The sequence below is a fragment of the Streptomyces sp. NPDC055140 genome (assembly GCF_053607285.1).
Genome location: NZ_JBSGTG010000007.1, coordinates 71021 through 89679, shown reverse-complemented (window position 1 = coordinate 89679; position 18659 = coordinate 71021). Strand labels below are relative to the sequence as shown.

The window sequence follows — 18659 nt, the reverse complement described above, 5'->3', positions numbered from 1 at the left end:
TTTCGCGAGGGCGGACCTTGCTTGCCCGGCCAGAAGCTTCGGCTTCCGGATCGGGAAGCAGGTCCGCCCTTCGCGTGTTTCTAATGAACGACGAGTAAAGACATTTCGTACTCCTCCGGTCTTTCGCCGGGGGAACCCCCAGGAGGCACTGAACCATGACCACCTTCGTGGACCGCGTCGAACTGCATGTCGCCGCGGGTAACGGAGGCCACGGCTGTGCCTCCGTTCACCGTGAGAAGTTCAAGCCGCTCGGCGGCCCGGACGGCGGCAACGGCGGCCGTGGCGGCGATGTCATCCTGGTCGTCGACCAGGCGGTGACGACGCTCCTCGACTATCACCACTCGCCCCACCGCAAGGCCACGAACGGTAAGCCGGGCGAGGGCGGGAATCGCTCCGGCAAGGACGGCCAGGACCTCGTCCTGCCCGTGCCGGACGGCACCGTCATCCTCGACAGGGCGGGCAACGTGCTGGCCGACCTCGTCGGCCAGGGCACGACGTATGTCGCCGCCCAGGGCGGCCGCGGCGGCCTCGGCAACGCGGCGCTGGCCTCGGCCCGCCGCAAGGCGCCCGGCTTCGCGCTCCTCGGTGTGCCCGGTGACGTCCAGGAGATCGTCCTCGAGCTCAAGACGGTCGCGGACATCGCCCTCGTCGGCTACCCGAGCGCCGGAAAGTCTTCCCTCATCTCGGTCCTGTCGGCCGCGAAGCCGAAGATCGCCGACTACCCGTTCACGACGCTCGTCCCGAACCTCGGCGTCGTGACGGCCGGCTCGACCGTCTACACCATCGCCGACGTGCCGGGCCTCATCCCGGGCGCCAGCCAGGGCAAGGGCCTCGGCCTGGAGTTCCTGCGCCATGTCGAGCGCTGCTCGGTCCTGGTCCACGTACTCGACACGGCCACCCTCGAATCGGACCGTGACCCGGTCTCCGACCTCGACATCATCGAGGAGGAGCTCAAGCAGTACGGCGGCCTCGACAAGCGCCCGCGCCTCGTCGTCCTCAACAAGATCGACGTGCCGGACGGCCAGGACCTCGCGGACCTGGTCCGCCCGGACCTGGAGGCCCGCGGCTACCGCGTCTTCGAGGTGTCGGCCGTGGCCCACAAGGGCCTCAAGGAACTGTCCTTCGCCCTCGCCGAGATGGTCGCCGCGGCGCGCGCCGCCAAGCCCAAGGAGGAGGCGACCCGCATCGTCATCCGTCCGAAGGCGGTCGACGACTCGGGCTTCACGGTCGCGCAGGAGGAGGACGGTCTCTTCCGCGTGCGCGGCGAGAAGCCGGAGCGCTGGGTGCGCCAGACCGACTTCAACAACGACGAGGCCGTCGGCTACCTCGCCGACCGTCTCAACCGCCTCGGCGTCGAGGCCGCCCTCATGAAGGCCGGCGCGGTCACGGGCGACGGCGTGGCCATCGGCCCCGAGGACAACGCGGTCGTCTTCGACTGGGAGCCCACGGTCATGGCAGGCGCCGAGATGCTCGGCCGCCGAGGCGAGGACCACCGCTTCGAGGAGCCGCGCCCCGCGGCCCAGCGCCGTCGCGACAAGGAGACGGAGCGGGACGACGCGGAGCAGGAGTACGACGAGTTCAAGCCGTTCTAGGCGCAGTCGGGCGTTCTGGCCCAGCTCATGAAGAAGGCCCCCGGGAGGTTCTCCCGGGGGCCTTCTTCATGTTCGGTCTGCGCGCCGAGCTTCAGTGTTCGGTCTGCGCGCCGAGCGCTACGCCGTGACTGTGTCGCCGGACTCCGAGTCGGAATCCAGGGCCTCGGCGAACTCGTCCGTGTCCGTGGCCGTGTCGCGCTGGCCCGGGATCTCCGCCGCGAGGCGGGACTCCATGCGGACGCGGCGCTCGTCGGCCCGGTCGCACAGCGTGCGCACCGCGTCGTTGAAGCGGTCCAGGGACGGCGGGTCGGAGGGGCCCAGGAGGTGCTCCTTGAGCTCCGCGCGGGCCTCCGCGTGGGAATCCGCCTCCGGGTCGCGTACGGCCGCGAGAAGGGCGGGTACCTCCGTTGCCGAGGGCGTCAGGATCGTCGCCGCGCTCACCGTCGGGAATCCGGCGCGGAAGTCACTCTCGGACAGGCCGGAGGTGTTCGCGACGGCGTACGGCTTCTCGCTCGTCAGCCAGTCCGAGACGACCGAGGAGACATCGCTGATGAGGACGTCGGCCTGGTTGAAGCAGGTGAAGATCGCCGGGCGGGCGTCCGTGATGACCAGGTGCTCCCACTCCGGGAAGGACGCCCAGTAAGCGGCCTCCCACGCGGCGGTCGCCTCGGCGACGGCGGACTGCCGGTCCCCGTCGGGCGCGCCCTGGAGCATCATGCGCTCCATCTCGTCCGCGCTGGCGCGGAACGCGGTCGACGTCAGCCTGTCCAGCTCCGCCGCGCGGCGGAGCAGCTCGGCGGCGGCCTCGGGGCCGGGCCGGGCGCCGGAGCGCTTCGCGGCCGCCTCGCGGACCATCGCCTTGATGCGCTCGTTCGCGACGCCCGCGCGCGGGTCGACCGAACCGGTCATCGGGTGCGGCTTGTAGAGGAGGCGTACGGAGTCGTCGGCGAGCAGGTGCTTGACGATGTTCTCGCCGGCGAGAGGCACCGACGTGTTGCCCGGGTTGCCGTCCCAGCCCTCCCAGGTGGGGGCGTAAAGGACCGTCGTGTACGTGCTCCGGGACGCCCCGGTGGCGCGCTTGATGGGCGACAGCTGCGGGCGGCCCACCTCCACGACGTCCTTGTCCTCGACGCCGATGTCGGCGAGCTGGTAGCGCTCGCGGGCCGCGGGCCCGGCCACCCACACCTCGTCGTACGCCTTCGCGTACGGGTTGCAGGAGGACAGCTTGTCGCTCTCGCCGTGGTTGATGAAGGCGTGCTTGATCGTCGGGATGCGCAGGACCTGGGAGGTCTTCGCGGCGTTCGCCGGGTGCAGCACCATCTTCAGCGTCGAGTTCTCCAGGGAGAACATCGTGGCGACCTTGGGGAAGCAGATGATCGGCACGTCGGTCGCGTCGATCTTCTGGACCATGAACCGCTCGCGCAGCACGATCAGCGGCTTGCCGTCGACCTCGGAGAGCGTGGAGAGCCACATGTTCGCCTGGTACGCGGACGACGTGCCGCCCGAGAAGTACATCGCGACGGTCGGCTCGTAGGCGGCCAGCCACCGGTCGAGCCAGGCCATGACCTTCTGCTCGCTCAGGGCGCGCTTCTTCGGGAGCAGCCAGGTCGCGAGGTAGACCGTGCCGCCGCCGAGCAGGACGATCGAGACGGCGAGGCCGATGCCGCCCCAGAGGGCGTCGGTGGTGGCCGCGGTGATCAGCAGGCCGACGGTGCCGGGGGCGGCGAAGCTGAGCAGGCGGTGGCCCTGGCGGCGGGCCAGGATGCGCGGCGGGGCCGCGGAGAGCCGCAGCTCGGACGTGTCGATGTTCCGCGTCACGATGGGCAGCGCGCGCGTGCGCCGCACCAGCACGGCCACGGCCTGGCACACGAAGTGCAGGGCGTAGAAGGCGAGCAGCGCGATGGTGAGGGGGGACTGCTCGGCCAGCGGCTCGATGCCGTCGATGCGCAGGAGGCCGACCAGGATCAGCATGTCGCGCAGCAGCTGCCGGACGGTGACATCGAAGCGGATCTTGCCGAGGAGGGAGAGCAGGCCGGGCTGCTTGTACTGGAGATACGTGTCGAGCGCGAGACCTGCGGCGCTCGCGGCGACGAACACCGGGACGTACGGGATCAGCGCGCTGACGAGCTGGGCCGTGTAGAGCGCGAACATCGCGAAGAGCGCGGAGAGCTGCACGACGCGGCGGGGGGCAAGGCCGGCGGAGGGCACTGGGCGGGGCTCCTGGCAGGGGGGTCGGGTGGCGGGGGGGAAAGATTTTCGGGGGTGCGCGGCATTCTTCGACGAAGGCCGACCACTGACCGTATGACTTTCGCGCCCTCGCTAGCAATCCTTCGTGACAGCAATCACCGGATAAAGGGGCAAAGGCCCCACGATCTCTGGGCAACGATTCCTTTCGCCGCCTCCGGTGGAATTCCTTTCGCGTGAGACTGCCGTCCGCCCCTCGGAACCCGGAGGCGCCGCGCCGTGTCGCTCACGTAGATTGCAGGACCTGGGCCGTGGCCGGGACGAGGCCCACGGCCGGTCAGCACCGATGGGGAACGCACGTGTCAGCGGCAGGGCAGGACATGAGGCAGGGCGTGGCGGAAGCCCGCAGGATCGTGGTCAAGGTCGGATCCTCCTCGCTCACCACCGCCGAGGGCGGCCTCGACGCCGACCGGGTCGACGCCCTCGTCGACGTGCTCGCCAAGGTCCGCGGCGGCAGCGAGAAGGAGATCGTGCTCGTCTCGTCCGGCGCCATCGCCGCCGGGCTCGCGCCGCTCGGCCTGCGCCGCCGCCCCAAGGACCTCGCCCGCCAGCAGGCGGCCGCGAGCGTCGGTCAGGGTCTGCTGGTGGCCCGCTACACCGCCTCCTTCGCGCGCTACGGCGTCCGCGTCGGCCAGGTTCTGCTCACCAGCGACGACATGGCCCGCCGCGCCCACCACCGCAACGCGTCGCGCACCCTCGACCAGCTCCTCGCGATGGGCGCCCTGCCCGTCGTGAACGAGAACGACACCGTGGCCACGGACGAGATCCGCTTCGGCGACAACGACCGGCTCGCCGCCCTGGTCGCCCACCTCGTCCACGCCGACCTCCTCGTCCTCCTCTCCGACGTCGACGGCCTCTACGACGGCGACCCCGCCAAGCCCGGCAGCTCGCGGATCTCCGAGGTCCGCGGCCCCGCCGACATCGCGCACGTCAAGATCGGCAGCGCGGGCAAGGGGGGCGTCGGCACCGGCGGCATGGTCACCAAGGTCGAGGCGGCCGGGATCGCCGCGGCCGCGGGCATCCCCGTGGTCCTCACCAGCGCGGTGCACGCGGCCGACGCGCTCGCCGCCCGCGACACGGGCACGTACTTCCACCGCACGGGCCGGCGCAGCGCCGACCGCCTCCTGTGGCTCCAGCACGCCTCCACGCCGCAGGGCGCGCTCACGCTCGACGACGGGGCGGTGAGGGCCGTCGTGGAGGGCCGCAAGTCGCTCCTTCCCGCGGGCATCGCGGCCGTCGAGGGCGAGTTCAGCGCGGGCGACCCGGTCGAGCTGCGCGACACCACGGGGCGGGCGGTCGCGCGCGGCCTGGTGAACTTCGACGCCAAGGAGATCCCGCAGCTCATCGGCCGCTCCACCCGAGAGCTGGCCCGCGAGCTGGGGCCCGCGTACGAGCGTGAGGTCGTCCACCGGGACGACCTCGTGCTGCTGCACGCCTGACCGCCCCGGCGCACTCGTGAAGATCCGGCGTCCGCTCCGGTCGTAAACCGTGTAGACGGCCGAAAGCCGGGCCTCCGGCGGGGGACCTTCCCCAAAACCGCCCCACGACGGCGCTTGGCCTGCTGAACTTTGGTGCAGGAAGTTCCGCACGACCATTGCGCAAAGGAGGCCGTCGTGAGACGAGCGCGCCCGGGGGCGACGTCCCGAGGGTCGGCGGAGCGGGCACTGACCAGCGTCGCGGCCGGCGAGTCGTACCAGGGCAGCGGGCAGGAGGAGAGCGTCGTGACGGAGGAAGGCCCCCGCCTCTGGCATGTCACTCTCAGCGTCTCCGGCGCCGACGCGCCCCTTGCCGAGGTGCGGCGGGGACTCGAACAACTGGCGCACGACCACCCCTTTCTGCTGACGAGCCGGTACGCCGTCGACCATGCCGAGATCCGCTACTGGGAAGAGGCCCGCGACCTGCACGACGCGGCCGCCGTGGCGCTGCGCCTGTGGGGCGAGCACCGCCAGAGTTCCCAGCTCCCGCCGTGGGAGATCGTCGGCCTCGAGGTCATCGACCGCGACACGTACCACCAGCGCATCGCCGAGGGGTACGGGCCCCTGCCGGCCACCCCGGTCGGCGTACACCCGTTTTAGGTCACATCTCAGGGTTCGGAACAGTCGCCGGACGGCCCTGGCGCGCCCATTACCCTGCCGTTATGACCTCGCTCTCGCCGTACGACTCGATGACCCCCGTCACCCAGGCCGCCTACCGCGCCCGGTCCGCGGCCGGTGTGATCGCCCCGCTGCCGCGGGCCGCGAAGGACGATGCCCTCGCCGCGATCGCCGACGCCCTCGAAGTGCGCACGGCCGAGATCGTCGAGGCGAACGCCAAGGACATCGCCCGCGCCCGCGAGGCCGGCACCAGCGAGTCGATCGTCGACCGCCTCACGCTCACGCCCGAGCGGGTCCGCGCCATCGCCGCCGACGTGCGCGACGTCGTCGCCCTGCCCGACCCGGTCGGCACCGTCGTCCGCGGCAACACCCTCCCGAACGGCATCGACCTGCGCCAGGTCCGTGTCCCGCTCGGCGTCGTCGGCATCATCTACGAGGCCCGCCCGAACGTGACCGTGGACGCCGCCGCCCTCTGCCTCAAGTCGGGCAACGCCGTTCTCCTGCGCGGCAGTTCGTCCGCGTACGAGTCCAACACCGCCCTCGTGCGGGTGCTGCGCGACGCCGTCGGCGGCTCCGGGCTGCCCGCCGACGCCATCCAGCTCGTGCCCGGCGAGGGCCGCGGCTCCGTCACCGAGCTGATGCGGGCCCGCGGCCTGGTCGACGTCCTCATCCCGCGCGGCGGCGCCTCCCTCATCAAGAACGTCGTCGAGAACTCGATCGTCCCCGTCATCGAGACCGGCACCGGCAACTGCCACGTCTACGTCGACGCCCACGCCGACCTCGACATGGCCGTCGACATCCTGATCAACTCCAAGGCGCAGCGCCCCAGCGTCTGCAACGCCGCCGAGACCCTCCTCGTCCACCAGGACATCGCCGACGCCTTCGTGCCCCGCGCCCTCGCGGCCCTCGCCGAGGCCGGCGTCACCGTGCACGCCGACGAGCGCGTCCTGGCGTACGCCGAGGGCTCCAAGGCCACCGTCGTCGAGGCGACCCCGGAGGACTGGGAGACCGAGTACCTCTCGTACGACATCGCGGCCGCCGTCGTGCACTCCCTGGACGCCGCCGTGGAGCACATCCGCCTCTGGTCGTCCGGCCACACCGAGGCCATCGTCACCACCTCGCAGCAGGCGGCCCGCCGCTTCACCCAACTGGTCGACTCCACGACGGTCGCCGTGAACGCCTCGACACGCTTCACGGACGGCGGCCAGTTCGGCTTCGGCGCCGAGATCGGCATCTCCACCCAGAAGCTCCACGCCCGGGGCCCCATGGGCCTTCCGGAGCTGACGAGCACCAAGTACATCGTCACGGGCGACGGCCACATCCGGTAGCCGTAGGCATGCGGACGGGAACAAAGGGAATTCCCGCACCGACTGCCCAAAACGACCCCCCAGGTCTACTCTGGACGCGTGCCGGAGGACGTGGGGGGCACGCCGTTCCCTGACGGCTGGGAGCCCGACGACAACCGCGACCGCGGGGGTGCGGACGAAGAGTTCGCCTCCGTGGTCTTCGACGAGGACTTCGTGCGGGCCGCCAAGGTCCATGAACCGACCGCGGTCGAGCGGCTGCTCGCCGCGGCGCAGGCACGCGCGGAGGCCCAGGAAGCCGAGGCGCGAAGGGCCCGCACGCGTGGCTCCGCGGTCGACGACGACCTCTACGACGACGGGTACGGCCCCGACCCGCGAGGCGTCTACGGCCACGGCCCGGACGCCGACGACCTCTACGACCCCGATGTCGACGAGGACGGCTACCCGCGCCCCGGCGCGTACGCCGCGAAGGTGCGCTGGCGCCGCCCCGTCGCCTGGCTGCTCGCCCTCGTCATGGGCATCGGCATGGTCGCGCTCGCCTTCACCGCCGTCTACCGCGGCGCCTCGTCGGGCGGCCGCCCGGACCGGGTCCCGCCGCCCGCGACGACCGAGCTGGAGAAGGGCTTCCCGTCCGCCCCCAGCGCCTCCGCCGACTACTCCCCGTCACCGGTCCCCGCGACCCCGCGGACCCCCTGACCACGGACGGGTACACCCCGTCAGCACAGGGTTGAGACCCTGTCGGAAGTTGTCGCGTACCAGGGCGTTTACCGGACCTCCCGCAGACCTACCCTGAAGGTATGGGCGAGCCAGGAGACCCACCGGAGGGGACCCCCGAGAGCGCTCCCGGCGGTGGTGGCGAGGACGAGTACCGATCCGTCGTCTTCGACGAGTCGTTCATCCGGGCTGCCCGGCTCCAGGAGTTCTCCGCGCAGGAGCGCATCACCGACCACGCGCCCGCCGTACGCCGGCGCCCCGGAGCGCGCCGCGGCCTCACCCGGCAGGCCGTCATCCTCGTCATCCTGATCGTCATCGCGTTCGGCACCGCGATCTACATGGGCATACGAAACCCCTACCAGGGCGTCACCGCGGCCCGCCGCCCCGAACCGCTGCGGATGACCGTCATCCCGCTCTCGCCGCAGGGCCGGGTGCCCGGCGCGGTCTCGGTGTCCGAGCTCTACGCGCACAGTCCCGCCGCCCAGTTCGGGACGGCCGCCGACGGCATCGCCCTGCCACCGGCCCGGCACACCTCGCACTTCTCCGAGAGTCAGGTCTTCGCCGCCCTGACCACCGCCAAGGACTACCTCGTCGAGTCCTCGCTCGACCCCGACGTGCTCACCGGGAAGGCGGTGCGGCCCGTGCGGATCCTGCTCGACCCGCAGCAGCTCGACCAGTTCGACCGGAGCTTCGACCGGCCCGCCGCCGACGGACGGCACGAGGCCACCGGCTGGCTCGTCCGCTTCGACCCGAAGCAGGCCGCGCTCGCCGACACCGGGATCCGCGTCCACGGCACCCTGCGCGCCACGGAGTCCGACGCGGACACCCTGGAGGTCGCCTCCGACCACACCTTCGTCTACGCGCTGCGCCCGGCCGGCGCCGGCTCCGACGCGAAGGCGTCCCTGTTCACCGTCCGCCGCGAGCTGCACTTCCGCTTCGACCGGGACGACCTGCGCATGCACCAGGCCGAGGTGCTCGTCAGCTATGTGCAGGCCGGGCCGCTGTCCTGCTCCGTCGACTCGACCGCGCATCTGCACCCGCTGCTCGCGGGGCAGACACCGAAGGAGGGCGGCCCGGCCGGCACCGACCCGTTCGCCACGGGCGGCACCACCTCGCTGTGCGGTGCCCTCGCGCCGGGCGCCCAGCCTTCGCTCTGAGCCCCGCGGGACCTACGCGCCGTCCTCCGGTGTCCCGTGGTTGCCCGTGTTCGCACCGCCGTTGCCGCCACCGAACTTGCCGCGCAGCTTGCCGCCGAGGTCGCCCGCGCCGCCCGCGATGTCCGTGACCAGCTTCATCAACGGGTCCTTGGAGTTGCGCACGTTGTCCGCGTAGTGCGAGGCCGACTGGCGGAACGAGTCGGTGACCGAGGTGTCCTTGTCCTCGGTGCGGCGCGGGTAGTGGCCGTCCATGATCCGCTGGTAGTCGCGGGTCTCGGCCCACTTCTTCAACTCGGCCGCGCGGACGGTGGTGAAGGGGTGCGTGCGCGGCATCACGTTGAGGATCTTCAGCACGGAGTCGCGCAGGTCGCCCCCGGCCTCGTACTCCTCGGCCTGCTTGAGGAACGCGTCCACGTTCATCTCGTGCAGATGGTTGCCGCCCGCGATCTTCATCAGGCCGCGCATCGAAGCCTTGAGGTCCTGGCCGACCAGCAGGCCGGCGCGGTCCGCCGACAGCTCCGACTTGCGGAACCACTCGCGCAGCGCCGTGACGATCGCCATGATCGCGAAGTTGCCGAGCGGGATCCACGCGACGCGGAGGGCCAGGCTGGTCAGGAACAGCAGTATCGTCCGGTAGACCGAGTGGCCGGACAGCGCGTGGCCCACCTCGTGGCCGACGACCGCCCGCATCTCCTCCTCGTCGAGCAGCTCCACCAGGCCGGTCGTGACGACGATGATCGGCTCGTCCAGGCCGATGCACATCGCGTTCGGCTGGGGGTCCTGGGTGACGTACATCGGCGGGACCTTCTCCAGGTCCAGGATGTAACAGGCGTCCCGCAGCATGTCGTTGAGGTGCGCGAACTGCTCGTCGGAGACCCGGACCGAGTCCGACAGGAACAGCAGGCGCAGGCTCCGCTCGGGCAGCAGTCCGCTGAGCGCCTTGAACACTGTGTCGAAACCGCTGAGCTTGCGCAGCGCCACCAGGGCCGATCGGTCCGCCGGGTGTTCGTACGCTCGCGAGGAGATCCCCTCGAAGCGCCGGCGCTGCCTGCTCGGTACGTGTTCGCGCTGGTCGTCGTTGCCGTCGTTGACGTCGGGCATGCGTCCCCCCATGTTCGTGTGCCGTCGTGTTCGGTTGTGCCCCCGAGGAGGTCTCCACAGTAGGCGGAGATACCGTGGCGGGGCAGCACACCGAAGGAGCGAAACGCCATGGAGCACACACCCGACGCCGCCTGGCTCACCCAGGTGGTCAGCGCCGCCGCCTCCGACCAGCAGGGCGCCGGCAATCTGCTGCGCACCGTGATCGTCGTGGGCGTCCTCGGCAGCGTGTTCCTGGGCTGGTTCCTGCTGCGCGGCTACAAGCGCGACGACTGACGCGGCTGCGGGGCGGACGCGCATACGGCAGAGTCGGCGTGATCGCCGAGGACACCCCCGCATACGATGAGCGGGAAGTCTTTATCCAGACCTCATGTCACCACCCAGAGCCCGACTTCCCATCCCGTCTCACCCGGATAGGTCCTGCTGACGATGAGCCTCCACAGCACCGCTGCCCAGCTGGCCACCCTCGCCGCCGAGGGCGGCGAGGACGGCGGTAACCACCCGAGCCTCAGCCCCTACCTCACCGGCGGCGGCGCCCTGTTCCTCCTGCTGCTGATGCTGTGGATCGTCACTCGCTTCAACCGGGACCGCTAGGCCCTGACGGCGAAGGCACCCCGACCGGGCCAGTAGGCTCTGCACGCATGGGAGAGCAGGACATGCCTACCGGCCCGGTCAACGGCCCGGCCGGCGGCCCGGACCGGGCCCGGATCAGCGCCGCCAAGCGGCGTCTCGGCGTCATGGGCGGGACGTTTGACCCGATCCACCACGGGCACCTGGTGGCGGCCAGCGAGGTCGCCGCGCAGTTCCACCTCGACGAGGTCGTGTTCGTGCCGACCGGGCAGCCGTGGCAGAAGTCGGACCGTCTGGTCACACCGGCCGAGGACCGCTATCTGATGACGGTCATCGCGACCGCCGAGAACCCCCAGTTCTCGGTGAGCCGCATCGACATCGACCGCGGCGGGCCGACGTACACCACGGACACGCTGCGCGATCTGCGCGCGCTCAATCCGGACACGGACCTCTTCTTCATCACGGGCGCCGACGCCCTGGGCCAGATCCTCACCTGGCGGTACACGGAAGAACTGTTCTCCCTGGCGCACTTCATCGGGGTCACCCGGCCGGGCCACCCGCTGACCGACCCCGGTCTGCCGGAGGGCGGTGTCTCGCTCGTCGAGGTGCCGGCCCTAGCCATCTCGTCCACGGACTGCCGTGCGAGGGTCGCCAAGGGTGACCCCGTCTGGTACATGGTCCCGGACGGTGTGGTGCGCTACATCGACAAGCGCGAGCTGTACCGCGGCGAGTGAGCCGAGAGGGGCACCGGTGAACGACCGATACGACGGTTACTCGGGCAGTTACTCGGGGGATGCGTCCAACACGTCCGACCAGTACGAGCTCGTCGGCTACGACGAGTACGGGCAGCCCGTGTACCGGCAGGTGCCCCAGCAGCCTGCGCAGTACGAGTACCCGCAGCAGCCCCCGAACCAGGGGAACCAGGGCTACGGCTACGATCCGTACGCCACCGGCCAGCAGCCGCCGGTGCCCTCGTACGACACGTACGACCCCTACGGGGCGGGTGCGCCCGCGCAGCAGGTGCCACACCCTTCCTACGACCCCTACGGGGCTGCCGCGGGAACGGGGCAGCAGCAGCGGGTCGAGGAGCAGACCGCGACCGCCCACATCCCGGCGCAGCCCGCTCCCCGGACCGAGCCCGCGGCGCGCGAGCGCGACGGGGCGCCCGAGTACCGCACCGAGCAGTTCTCCTTCGTCGAGGAGCCGGACGAGAACTCCGAAGACGTCATCGACTGGCTGAAGTTCACCGAGTCGCGCACCGAGCGCCGCGAGGAGGCACGCCGCCGCGGCCGCAGCCGGGTCGTCGCCCTCGTCGTCGTCCTCGTGCTCTGCGTGACCGGCGGCGTCGGCTACCTCTGGTACGCGGGCAAGCTGCCCGGCTTCGGCTCCGCCGCCTCCGGCAAGGGCGCCGCAGACACCGCGGGCCCGCAGAACCGCGACGTGATCGTCGTCCATCTGCACAACACCAAGGGCGGCGGCACCTCCACTGCGCTGCTCGTCAACAACACCACCACCAAGCAGGGCACCACCGTCCTGCTCCCCAACTCCCTTGCCCTGACGGACGATGAAGGCAGCGCGACGACGCTCGGCAAGTCCGTCGACGGCGACGGGTCCTCCGGCACGCGCGACGCCATCGACACCGTCCTCGGCACGGACGTCGAGGGCACGTGGCGGCTCGACACCCCGTACCTCAACAACCTCGTCGAACTCGTCGGCAACATCGACATCGACACGAACGCCGACGTCCCCGACCCGGCCGCCAAGTCCGGGAAGAAGGCGACGTCCCCGCTGGTCAAGAAGGGCAGGCAGCAGACGCTGAGCGGCCCCATGGCCGTCGCGTACGCCACCTACCGCGCTCCGGGGGAGTCCGAGACCGCGCAGCTCATGCGGTTCGGCCAGGTCATGCAGGGCGTGCTGCGCAAGCTGTCGTCCGACCCGCACGCCGCCACCGTCACCGTTCAGTCCCTCGCCCAGATCCTCGACCCGTCGCTGGGCGAGAAGGACCTCGGCGCGTTCCTCGCCAAGCTCGCCGACCGGGCCAAGGGCGGCGACTACAAGACCGCGCTGCTGCCCGTGCAGCAGGACGGCACCCTGTCCGAGCAGGCCACCGACAGCGTCGTCAAGGACGTCCTGGGCGGCACCGTCAAGAACCCGGGCAAGGACGCCTCCGTACGCGTCGGCATCAAGAACGCCACCGGCGTGAAGGCCCGCACGGAGAAGGCCAGGGTCACGCTCGTGAACGGTGGCTACACCTTCGTCGACGCCGGGACGGGCACCGCGGCCCAGGCCGCGTCGCAGGTCACGTACCAGGACGCCGACCGCAAGCAGGACGCCGTCGAGGTCGCCAAGACCCTGGGCCTGCCGACGAGCGCGGTGCGCAAGGGGAAGACCGTGGCGAACGCGGACGTGTCCGTGGTGCTCGGCCAGAACTACACGGGCGGACAGTAGGCGGGCCGGGCCCCGGGGGTGCGCCCCCCGGGGCCCGGAGAATCCAGTAAGGGCCGTCGGCGGTCCGTGAGACCCTTGGGGTATCCCTTCAGGGGATTACTGCCCGCCGACGGAAAGCCTTGTAGTGACCGCCACTGACCGTTCCCTCGAGCTCATCACCGCCGCCGCACAGGCGGCTGCCGACAAGCTCGCGCACGACATCATCGCGTACGACGTCAGCGATGTGCTGTCGATCACCGACGCCTTCCTGCTGGCCTCCGCGCCCAACGACCGCCAGGTCAAGTCGATCGTCGACGAGATCGAGGAGCGCCTGAACAAGGAGCTCGGCGCCAAGCCGGTCCGCCGCGAGGGCGACCGCGACGCCCGCTGGATCCTCCTCGACTACGTCGACATCGTCGTCCACGTCCAGCACAGCGAGGAGCGCGTCTTCTACGCCCTCGAGCGCCTGTGGAAGGACTGCCCCGAGCTGGAGCTTCCCGAGGACGCCAAGGCCACCCGTGGCAAGGCGGCGGAGCACGCCCAGCGGATGCAGGCCGCGGAGGAGGCCGAGGAGCTTCGCGAGCTGGGCGGAGAGCTGCGTTGACCGCCGCGGGGGCCGGCGCCGGCGCGGCCGGGGGACCGGCCCGCGGACGGCGCGTCATCCTGTGGCGGCACGGCCAGACCGCCTGGAACCTGGAGCGCCGCTTCCAGGGCTCCACGGACATCGGCCTGACCGAGACCGGCGTCGCCCAGGCCCGCCGGGCCGCCCGGCTGCTCGCCTCGCTGAAGCCGGACGCCATCGTCGCGTCCGACCTCAGCAGGGCCGCCGCCACGGCCGCCGAGCTGGCCACGCTCACGGGCCTCGACGTCACGCACGACGAGGGCCTGCGCGAGACCTACGCCGGCGAGTGGCAGGGCCTCACGCACGACGAGATCATCGGCCGCTACGGCGACCAGTACGCCGCGTGGAAGCGCGGCGAGCCGGTGCGCCGCGGCGGCGGCGAGCTCGAGACGGAGGTCGCCGACCGGGCCGCCCCCATCGTGCTCAGCCACGCGGAGAAGCTGCCGCAGGACGGCACGCTCGTCGTGGTCAGCCACGGCGGCACGATCCGCACCACCATCGGGCGCCTCCTCGGTCTCGAGTCCCACCACTGGGAAGGTCTCGGCGGACTCTCCAACTGCTGCTGGTCCGTCCTCGGCCAGGGGGCGCGCGGCTGGCGGCTGCTCGAGCACAACGCGGGCACGCTCCCGGAGCCGGTGCTCGGCGACGACGACTGAGCCCCCGACGGGGCCGGACGGCCGGATTTCACTTTCCGGCAGGTCGCAGGCTAAAGTTCTTCTTGTTCGCAGCCGCGCAGAGCGGGGAGAACGCAAGGGGCTATAGCTCAGTTGGTAGAGCGCCTGCATGGCATGCAGGAGGTCAGGAGTTCAATTCTCCTTAGCTCCACAGTCGAAGCGTCCGCTTCACAAAGATCCCGTCCGGGTAAGGGCGGGATTTTTTGTTACCCGGCACACTTTTTCCAACTGCCTTGAGGTGCTTGGTGTCCCAGGGGCGTATAGGCCTGCGGATGTGGTCCTCGTGTGTGGGTGTGTGCGTAAGTGCTGGCCGGAGCGGGCGAACTCGGCGCCGTGTCCGGACCGGTACTCATGCGTCGCTGACCGTGACGCTCCGGCCGTGGCAGAATCGGACGGCCGGTAGAGGGCCGCGTCCGTTCGACGAAGACGGCCCGACGGGAGGGAGAACGCGATGCCCGCGCGCATCACCGAGGCGGCCGACCGCACCCTCGGCGTGACAGTGAGACCGGCCGAAGCAGCCCATTGCGGGCAGCACATGACCTCCCCTTCCCCCTCCCCCTCTTCTTCCCCTTTCCTCGACTGTCCGTCCTGCGGCTCCTTCCACGTCGCGCAGATGCTCGGCGACAACGGCGGGATCTCGTACGTGTGCACGGCCTGCGGCCACAGCTGGAGCTGATCGATGGGTGCACACAGGAGGACGTGCGACTGGTGCGGCAGCGGCACGCCCATCGTCAGGGACATGGAGCCGGTCAACCCCGACTTCCAGTACTGGTGCGAGGAGTGCGCGCGGGCGCTGATCATAAAGGGCGACCCGATCGAGACATACCGGGAGCTGGAGGGCGAGCCGATCTACGGCCGGCTGCTCGACGAGCACTGCACGCTCAAGCGGTTCTATTCGTTCGCCACGGCCTGAGGCTGGTGTAAATTCGGGCAAATCGGACCAAGGTGGAAACGATTTGGTGATGCACCGGGTGCCCGGTAATGTTGGCGTCGCCGCCGGGGAAACCGGGCGACACGGTGAACATGCGGCTCCGCCGCAGGGTCGCAAGGGGCTATAGCTCAGTTGGTAGAGCGCCTGCATGGCATGCAGGAGGTCAGGAGTTCAATTCTCCTTAGCTCCACAGTAGTTGGACATGAAGACGGGCCACCCGAACAGGGTGGCCCGCTTTCGTATGCCGTCACGCAGCCCCACGGGGCGCGCTCACGGGGGTCAGCCGCGCCCGCTGCCCAGCGCCCTGCGCCCCCGGCCCGGCGGGAGCGCCGGCGGCAGGGCCGGGCGGGCCGGAACCGCCGCCGGGTCCTCCTCGATACGCAGCGCCAGCGCGGGGCACCGGCGTACGGCCCGTACGGCCCGCGCCTCCGAATAGCGCGCCACCGGGGCCTCCGCCACCGAGGGATAGCCGTCGGGGCCCAGCTGGATCAGCTCCGGCACGATGTCCGCGCACAGGCCGTGGCCCTCGCACAGAGTCCAGTCCACCGCGAGCCGCCGGCCGCTGAGGGACTCGCCCTGCGGCGCCTCCGTGTGCAGGGGCAGCACGCCTTGCACCGGGCGCCCGCAGCCGCCGCCCAGGACGTGCGCGGCCAGATCGTCCGTGAACGCCGAGATCGTCGACTCCAGGAACGCCGCCGAACCGTCCGGGTGCTTGCACGCGCCGCGCCGCTTCACCGCCCTGGTGACCTGCTGGAGGGCTTCGAGGGCGGTGGGGCCGCCGCCGTTCAGTACGTCCTCCAGGCCGCGCGCCGCCGCCGGCAGACCCAGATAGCAGGGCCCGCACTGGCCCGCGCTCTCCGAGGCCAGCCACTGCGCCACCGGCAGCGCCTCGCCGAGGGGGCAGGTGTCCGGGCCGATCGGCAGGATCGCGCCCGCGCCGAGCGCGCCACCGGCGGCCTCCAGGGAGGCGCGGGAGACCACCGCCTCCTGCGCCGCGAAGGCGTCGAGCCACTTGCCGTGATAGCCGCCCGTGAGCACGCCCTGGGGCATCGGCGGGGCGCCCGCGAGCTGGAGCACGTACCGCAGGGGCACCCCCGCCGGCACTTCGAGGACCATCGGGCGGGCGACGGCTCCGGAGAGGGTCAGCAGGATCGTGCCGGGCTCGTCGCGCAGGCCCGTGCGGCAGTAGCGCTCGGGCCCGGTGCGGGCCGCGACGGCGAGCTGGGCGAACGTCTCGGCGTTCGACAGCAGGGTGGGCGCGCCTCCCACCCCGGAGTCGGAGGCGCGCACCTTGCGGCCCGGAGGCACCGGGGGTCCGCCGTCCGCCGAGCGGATCAGCGCGGAGGACTCCCCGGTGACCATGCGTACGGGGTTGCGCTGCACGCGCGCGCGCAGCGGGGCGCCACGGCGGTTGGACAGTCCCCTTTCGAGGAGCGCGGCCTGCATGGACGCCTCGGTGGAGTCGCGGGTCACGCCCACCACGAGGGTGCGGGCGCCGAGCGCCTCGGCGACCAGGAGCGCGCCGTCGAGGATGAGATGCGGGGCGCGGTTGATCAGCACTGTGTCCTTGCGGCAGGCGGGTTCGTCCTCGCTGCCGTTGACCACGACGACGGGGCGCACCCCGCGGCGTATCGCGGACTGGGCGACGGCGCGCAGCTTCTTGGCGAAGGGGAACCCCGCGCCGCCGCGGCCGCGCAGCGATATCTGCCCGGCCAGCGTCGCCAGTTGCTCACCGCCCATCGGTTCGAGCGGGCCGTGCACCTTCAGATGCATGTCGAGGTCGAGACGCTCGACCAGGTCGAAGCCCGAGGTGAGCTGGGGGAGACCGACGACGCGGACTTCGGGGACGTCGGGCAGCGCGGTGTTCACTGAATGCCTCCGGGCGGCGTGTTCCAGGGCTCACCCGCGGCGGGGGCCTGGAACGGGCCGGGCAGCGTTTCGGCGGCGGACTCTTCCTCGAAGCTCGGGATGCCGCCGTAGGGGGTGTCGAGAGTGGGGTCGTACGCCGAGGGGGGTGCCGGAGCGGGGGGCGGCGGGGACGGGGCCGGCCAGCGCTCGGGGGGCTCGGGGTCGACGAACGGGAGGGCCTCGGTGGGCTGGAGGTCCAGGAGGGTCAGCGGCTCCCCGGGGGGCGGGTCGCCGAAGAGCGGGTCCACCGGGGTCGAGACCGCGCGGTAGGCGGCCGAGAAGCCGATGCCCGCCGTGGCGGGGCGCGGCTCGAACGCGGGGCGCGCCGGAGCCTCGTACAGCGGTGGCATGCCGGGGGGCGGCATCCGGAGCGGGTTGTCGCGCGGCCGCGGCGGGGGCTCGCGGTTCACGTCGAAGCGGGGGTCGGACGGTGCGGGGCGGCCGGCGCCGCCGGGCAGTGGGGATTCGGTGACGTCCCTGCGGCGGGTGCCCTGCGTCCTGCCGTCGCCGTCGAGGAGCGCGAGGACGCGGGCGGCGACCTTGCGCTTGACCGGTCCCGGCGCCGCGCGCAGGGCGACCGCACCGCCCACAGCGACCAGGCACAGGCAGTACAGGACCACCACGTAGGTCTTCGGCTGCCGGCCCGCGTACAGGCCGTGGACCAGCGCGGAGCACCAGGCGGGGTAGGCCAGCATGTGCAGGGCGCGCCAGCGGGAGGCGATCTGGGCGGGGGACGCGAAGGCCTTGCGCAGCGCGCCGGTGACGCCGGTGGTGACCATCAGGAGCCCGGCGAGCGAGCCGAGGCCGATCAGGCCCGCGCTGCCGGTCACGCCGAGCCCGAAGGGGATCAGCGCGCCGACCACGGACACATGGTCGAGGGCCAGCTTGACCGTGACGTGCAGCAGCAGGAAGCCGATCGAGGCGACCGCCGTGGCCCGGTGCACGCCCTGGGAGAGCAGGCGCTGGCGCGAGGTCAGGAACAACCGGTCGGAGGCGACCAGGCCCCAGACGACGGACGCCGTGAGGGAGACCAGGGACAGCACCCCGGTGGTGAAGTCGAGCGCGGCGCGGAAGGCGTCGCTCCCGACGAGGACCACGAGGGGTATCAGCAGCAGCGCCACCGCGCACAGGGCCCCTCGTGCCGTCCGGCTGGGTGCGGGGGACGGGCGGATCCTGCGCCGGGGGCGCCGGGTATTTCGAAGCTGGGGGAACGGATTCAGCGGCTGCCCGTTCGTCGGGGAGTTCAACGGGGAGTTCAGTGGAGGGTTCATGGGGGCGACTCCGAATGGTTCGGCAAAGTGGTCCCGCTGCCGCACTCTAGGTCG

Annotated in this window: 18 protein-coding genes and 2 tRNA genes; 16 read left to right on the top strand and 4 right to left on the bottom strand. The window is 71.5% G+C overall.

Annotated features, from left to right (window positions below; all coding sequences use genetic code 11):
* Nucleotides 1-155: 155 nt before the first annotated feature.
* Nucleotides 156-1592, top strand: a complete 1437-nt coding sequence (gene obgE, locus ACWFR4_RS15920) for a GTPase ObgE (protein WP_453652906.1) — start codon at nucleotides 156-158, stop codon at nucleotides 1590-1592.
* 117 nt (nucleotides 1593-1709) lie between these two features.
* Here obgE and ACWFR4_RS15915 read toward each other — a convergent pair whose 3' ends face one another.
* Entirely contained in the window at nucleotides 1710-3800 is a 2091-nt protein-coding gene (locus ACWFR4_RS15915; protein WP_453652904.1) for a hypothetical protein, read from the bottom strand.
* A gap of 368 nt (nucleotides 3801-4168) precedes the next feature.
* Here ACWFR4_RS15915 and proB point away from each other — a divergent pair, with 368 nt between their 5' ends.
* From proB to ACWFR4_RS15890, 5 genes are all read left to right on the top strand, one after another.
* Nucleotides 4169-5275 (top strand): glutamate 5-kinase, encoded by a 1107-nt coding sequence (gene proB, locus ACWFR4_RS15910; protein WP_453457354.1) that lies wholly within the window; start codon nucleotides 4169-4171, stop codon nucleotides 5273-5275.
* A 174-nt stretch (nucleotides 5276-5449) separates the two neighbouring features.
* On the top strand, nucleotides 5450-5911 hold the full coding sequence (locus tag ACWFR4_RS15905; protein WP_116513011.1) for a hypothetical protein: 462 nt from the start codon (nucleotides 5450-5452) through the stop codon (nucleotides 5909-5911).
* A 62-nt stretch (nucleotides 5912-5973) separates the two neighbouring features.
* Complete coding sequence (locus ACWFR4_RS15900) at nucleotides 5974-7257, top strand: glutamate-5-semialdehyde dehydrogenase (RefSeq protein WP_453457351.1); 1284 nt, start codon at nucleotides 5974-5976, stop codon at nucleotides 7255-7257.
* A gap of 78 nt (nucleotides 7258-7335) precedes the next feature.
* Nucleotides 7336-7929: an SCO2584 family spore wall biosynthesis protein gene (locus tag ACWFR4_RS15895; RefSeq protein WP_453652902.1), complete on the top strand. Its 594-nt coding sequence runs from the start codon at nucleotides 7336-7338 to the stop codon at nucleotides 7927-7929.
* A 101-nt stretch (nucleotides 7930-8030) separates the two neighbouring features.
* Nucleotides 8031-9104: an SCO2583 family membrane protein gene (locus ACWFR4_RS15890; RefSeq protein WP_453457346.1), complete on the top strand. Its 1074-nt coding sequence runs from the start codon at nucleotides 8031-8033 to the stop codon at nucleotides 9102-9104.
* A gap of 12 nt (nucleotides 9105-9116) precedes the next feature.
* On the opposite strand, the gene ACWFR4_RS15885 is transcribed toward ACWFR4_RS15890, so the two are convergent.
* Nucleotides 9117-10205 carry a M48 family metallopeptidase gene (locus ACWFR4_RS15885; RefSeq protein ID WP_453457343.1) on the bottom strand — a complete coding sequence of 363 codons (1089 nt, stop codon included), beginning with the start codon at nucleotides 10203-10205 and terminating at the stop codon, nucleotides 9117-9119.
* A 108-nt stretch (nucleotides 10206-10313) separates the two neighbouring features.
* Here ACWFR4_RS15885 and ACWFR4_RS15880 point away from each other — a divergent pair, with 108 nt between their 5' ends.
* From ACWFR4_RS15880 to ACWFR4_RS15835, 10 genes are all read left to right on the top strand, one after another.
* Entirely contained in the window at nucleotides 10314-10478 is a 165-nt protein-coding gene (locus ACWFR4_RS15880) for a hypothetical protein (protein ID WP_227294630.1), read from the top strand.
* Between the two features lie 153 nt (nucleotides 10479-10631).
* Nucleotides 10632-10796, top strand: coding sequence for a hypothetical protein (locus tag ACWFR4_RS15875; protein WP_405481273.1), 165 nt, complete (start codon nucleotides 10632-10634; stop codon nucleotides 10794-10796).
* A 47-nt stretch (nucleotides 10797-10843) separates the two neighbouring features.
* Nucleotides 10844-11506, top strand: a complete 663-nt coding sequence (gene nadD, locus ACWFR4_RS15870; RefSeq protein ID WP_453457340.1) for a nicotinate-nucleotide adenylyltransferase — start codon at nucleotides 10844-10846, stop codon at nucleotides 11504-11506.
* A gap of 16 nt (nucleotides 11507-11522) precedes the next feature.
* Nucleotides 11523-13220: a LytR C-terminal domain-containing protein gene (locus ACWFR4_RS15865; RefSeq protein WP_453652900.1), complete on the top strand. Its 1698-nt coding sequence runs from the start codon at nucleotides 11523-11525 to the stop codon at nucleotides 13218-13220.
* A 124-nt stretch (nucleotides 13221-13344) separates the two neighbouring features.
* Nucleotides 13345-13803: a ribosome silencing factor gene (rsfS, locus tag ACWFR4_RS15860; protein WP_453457335.1), complete on the top strand. Its 459-nt coding sequence runs from the start codon at nucleotides 13345-13347 to the stop codon at nucleotides 13801-13803.
* The gene (locus tag ACWFR4_RS15855; RefSeq protein WP_453457332.1) at nucleotides 13800-14477 is read left to right on the top strand and encodes a histidine phosphatase family protein; all 678 of its coding nucleotides are present in this window, start codon (nucleotides 13800-13802) and stop codon (nucleotides 14475-14477) included. The genes rsfS and ACWFR4_RS15855 overlap by 4 nt, the downstream gene beginning before the upstream one ends.
* A gap of 96 nt (nucleotides 14478-14573) precedes the next feature.
* A tRNA-Ala gene (locus ACWFR4_RS15850) sits at nucleotides 14574-14646 on the top strand.
* 300 nt (nucleotides 14647-14946) lie between these two features.
* Complete coding sequence (locus ACWFR4_RS15845; RefSeq protein WP_453457329.1) at nucleotides 14947-15171, top strand: hypothetical protein; 225 nt, start codon at nucleotides 14947-14949, stop codon at nucleotides 15169-15171.
* A gap of 3 nt (nucleotides 15172-15174) precedes the next feature.
* Entirely contained in the window at nucleotides 15175-15408 is a 234-nt protein-coding gene (locus tag ACWFR4_RS15840; protein ID WP_376256118.1) for a hypothetical protein, read from the top strand.
* A 135-nt stretch (nucleotides 15409-15543) separates the two neighbouring features.
* A tRNA-Ala gene (locus tag ACWFR4_RS15835) sits at nucleotides 15544-15616 on the top strand.
* Nucleotides 15617-15705: 89 nt separating this feature from the next.
* Here the strand turns inward: ACWFR4_RS15835 and ACWFR4_RS15830 are convergent.
* Nucleotides 15706-17295, bottom strand: a complete 1590-nt coding sequence (locus ACWFR4_RS15830; RefSeq protein WP_453652898.1) for an NADH-ubiquinone oxidoreductase-F iron-sulfur binding region domain-containing protein — start codon at nucleotides 17293-17295, stop codon at nucleotides 15706-15708.
* Nucleotides 17292-18455, bottom strand: coding sequence for a cytochrome b/b6 domain-containing protein (locus ACWFR4_RS15825; protein WP_453652896.1), 1164 nt, complete (start codon nucleotides 18453-18455; stop codon nucleotides 17292-17294). Before ACWFR4_RS15825 ends, ACWFR4_RS15830 begins: the two co-directional genes overlap by 4 nt.
* Nucleotides 18456-18659 lie beyond the last annotated feature (204 nt).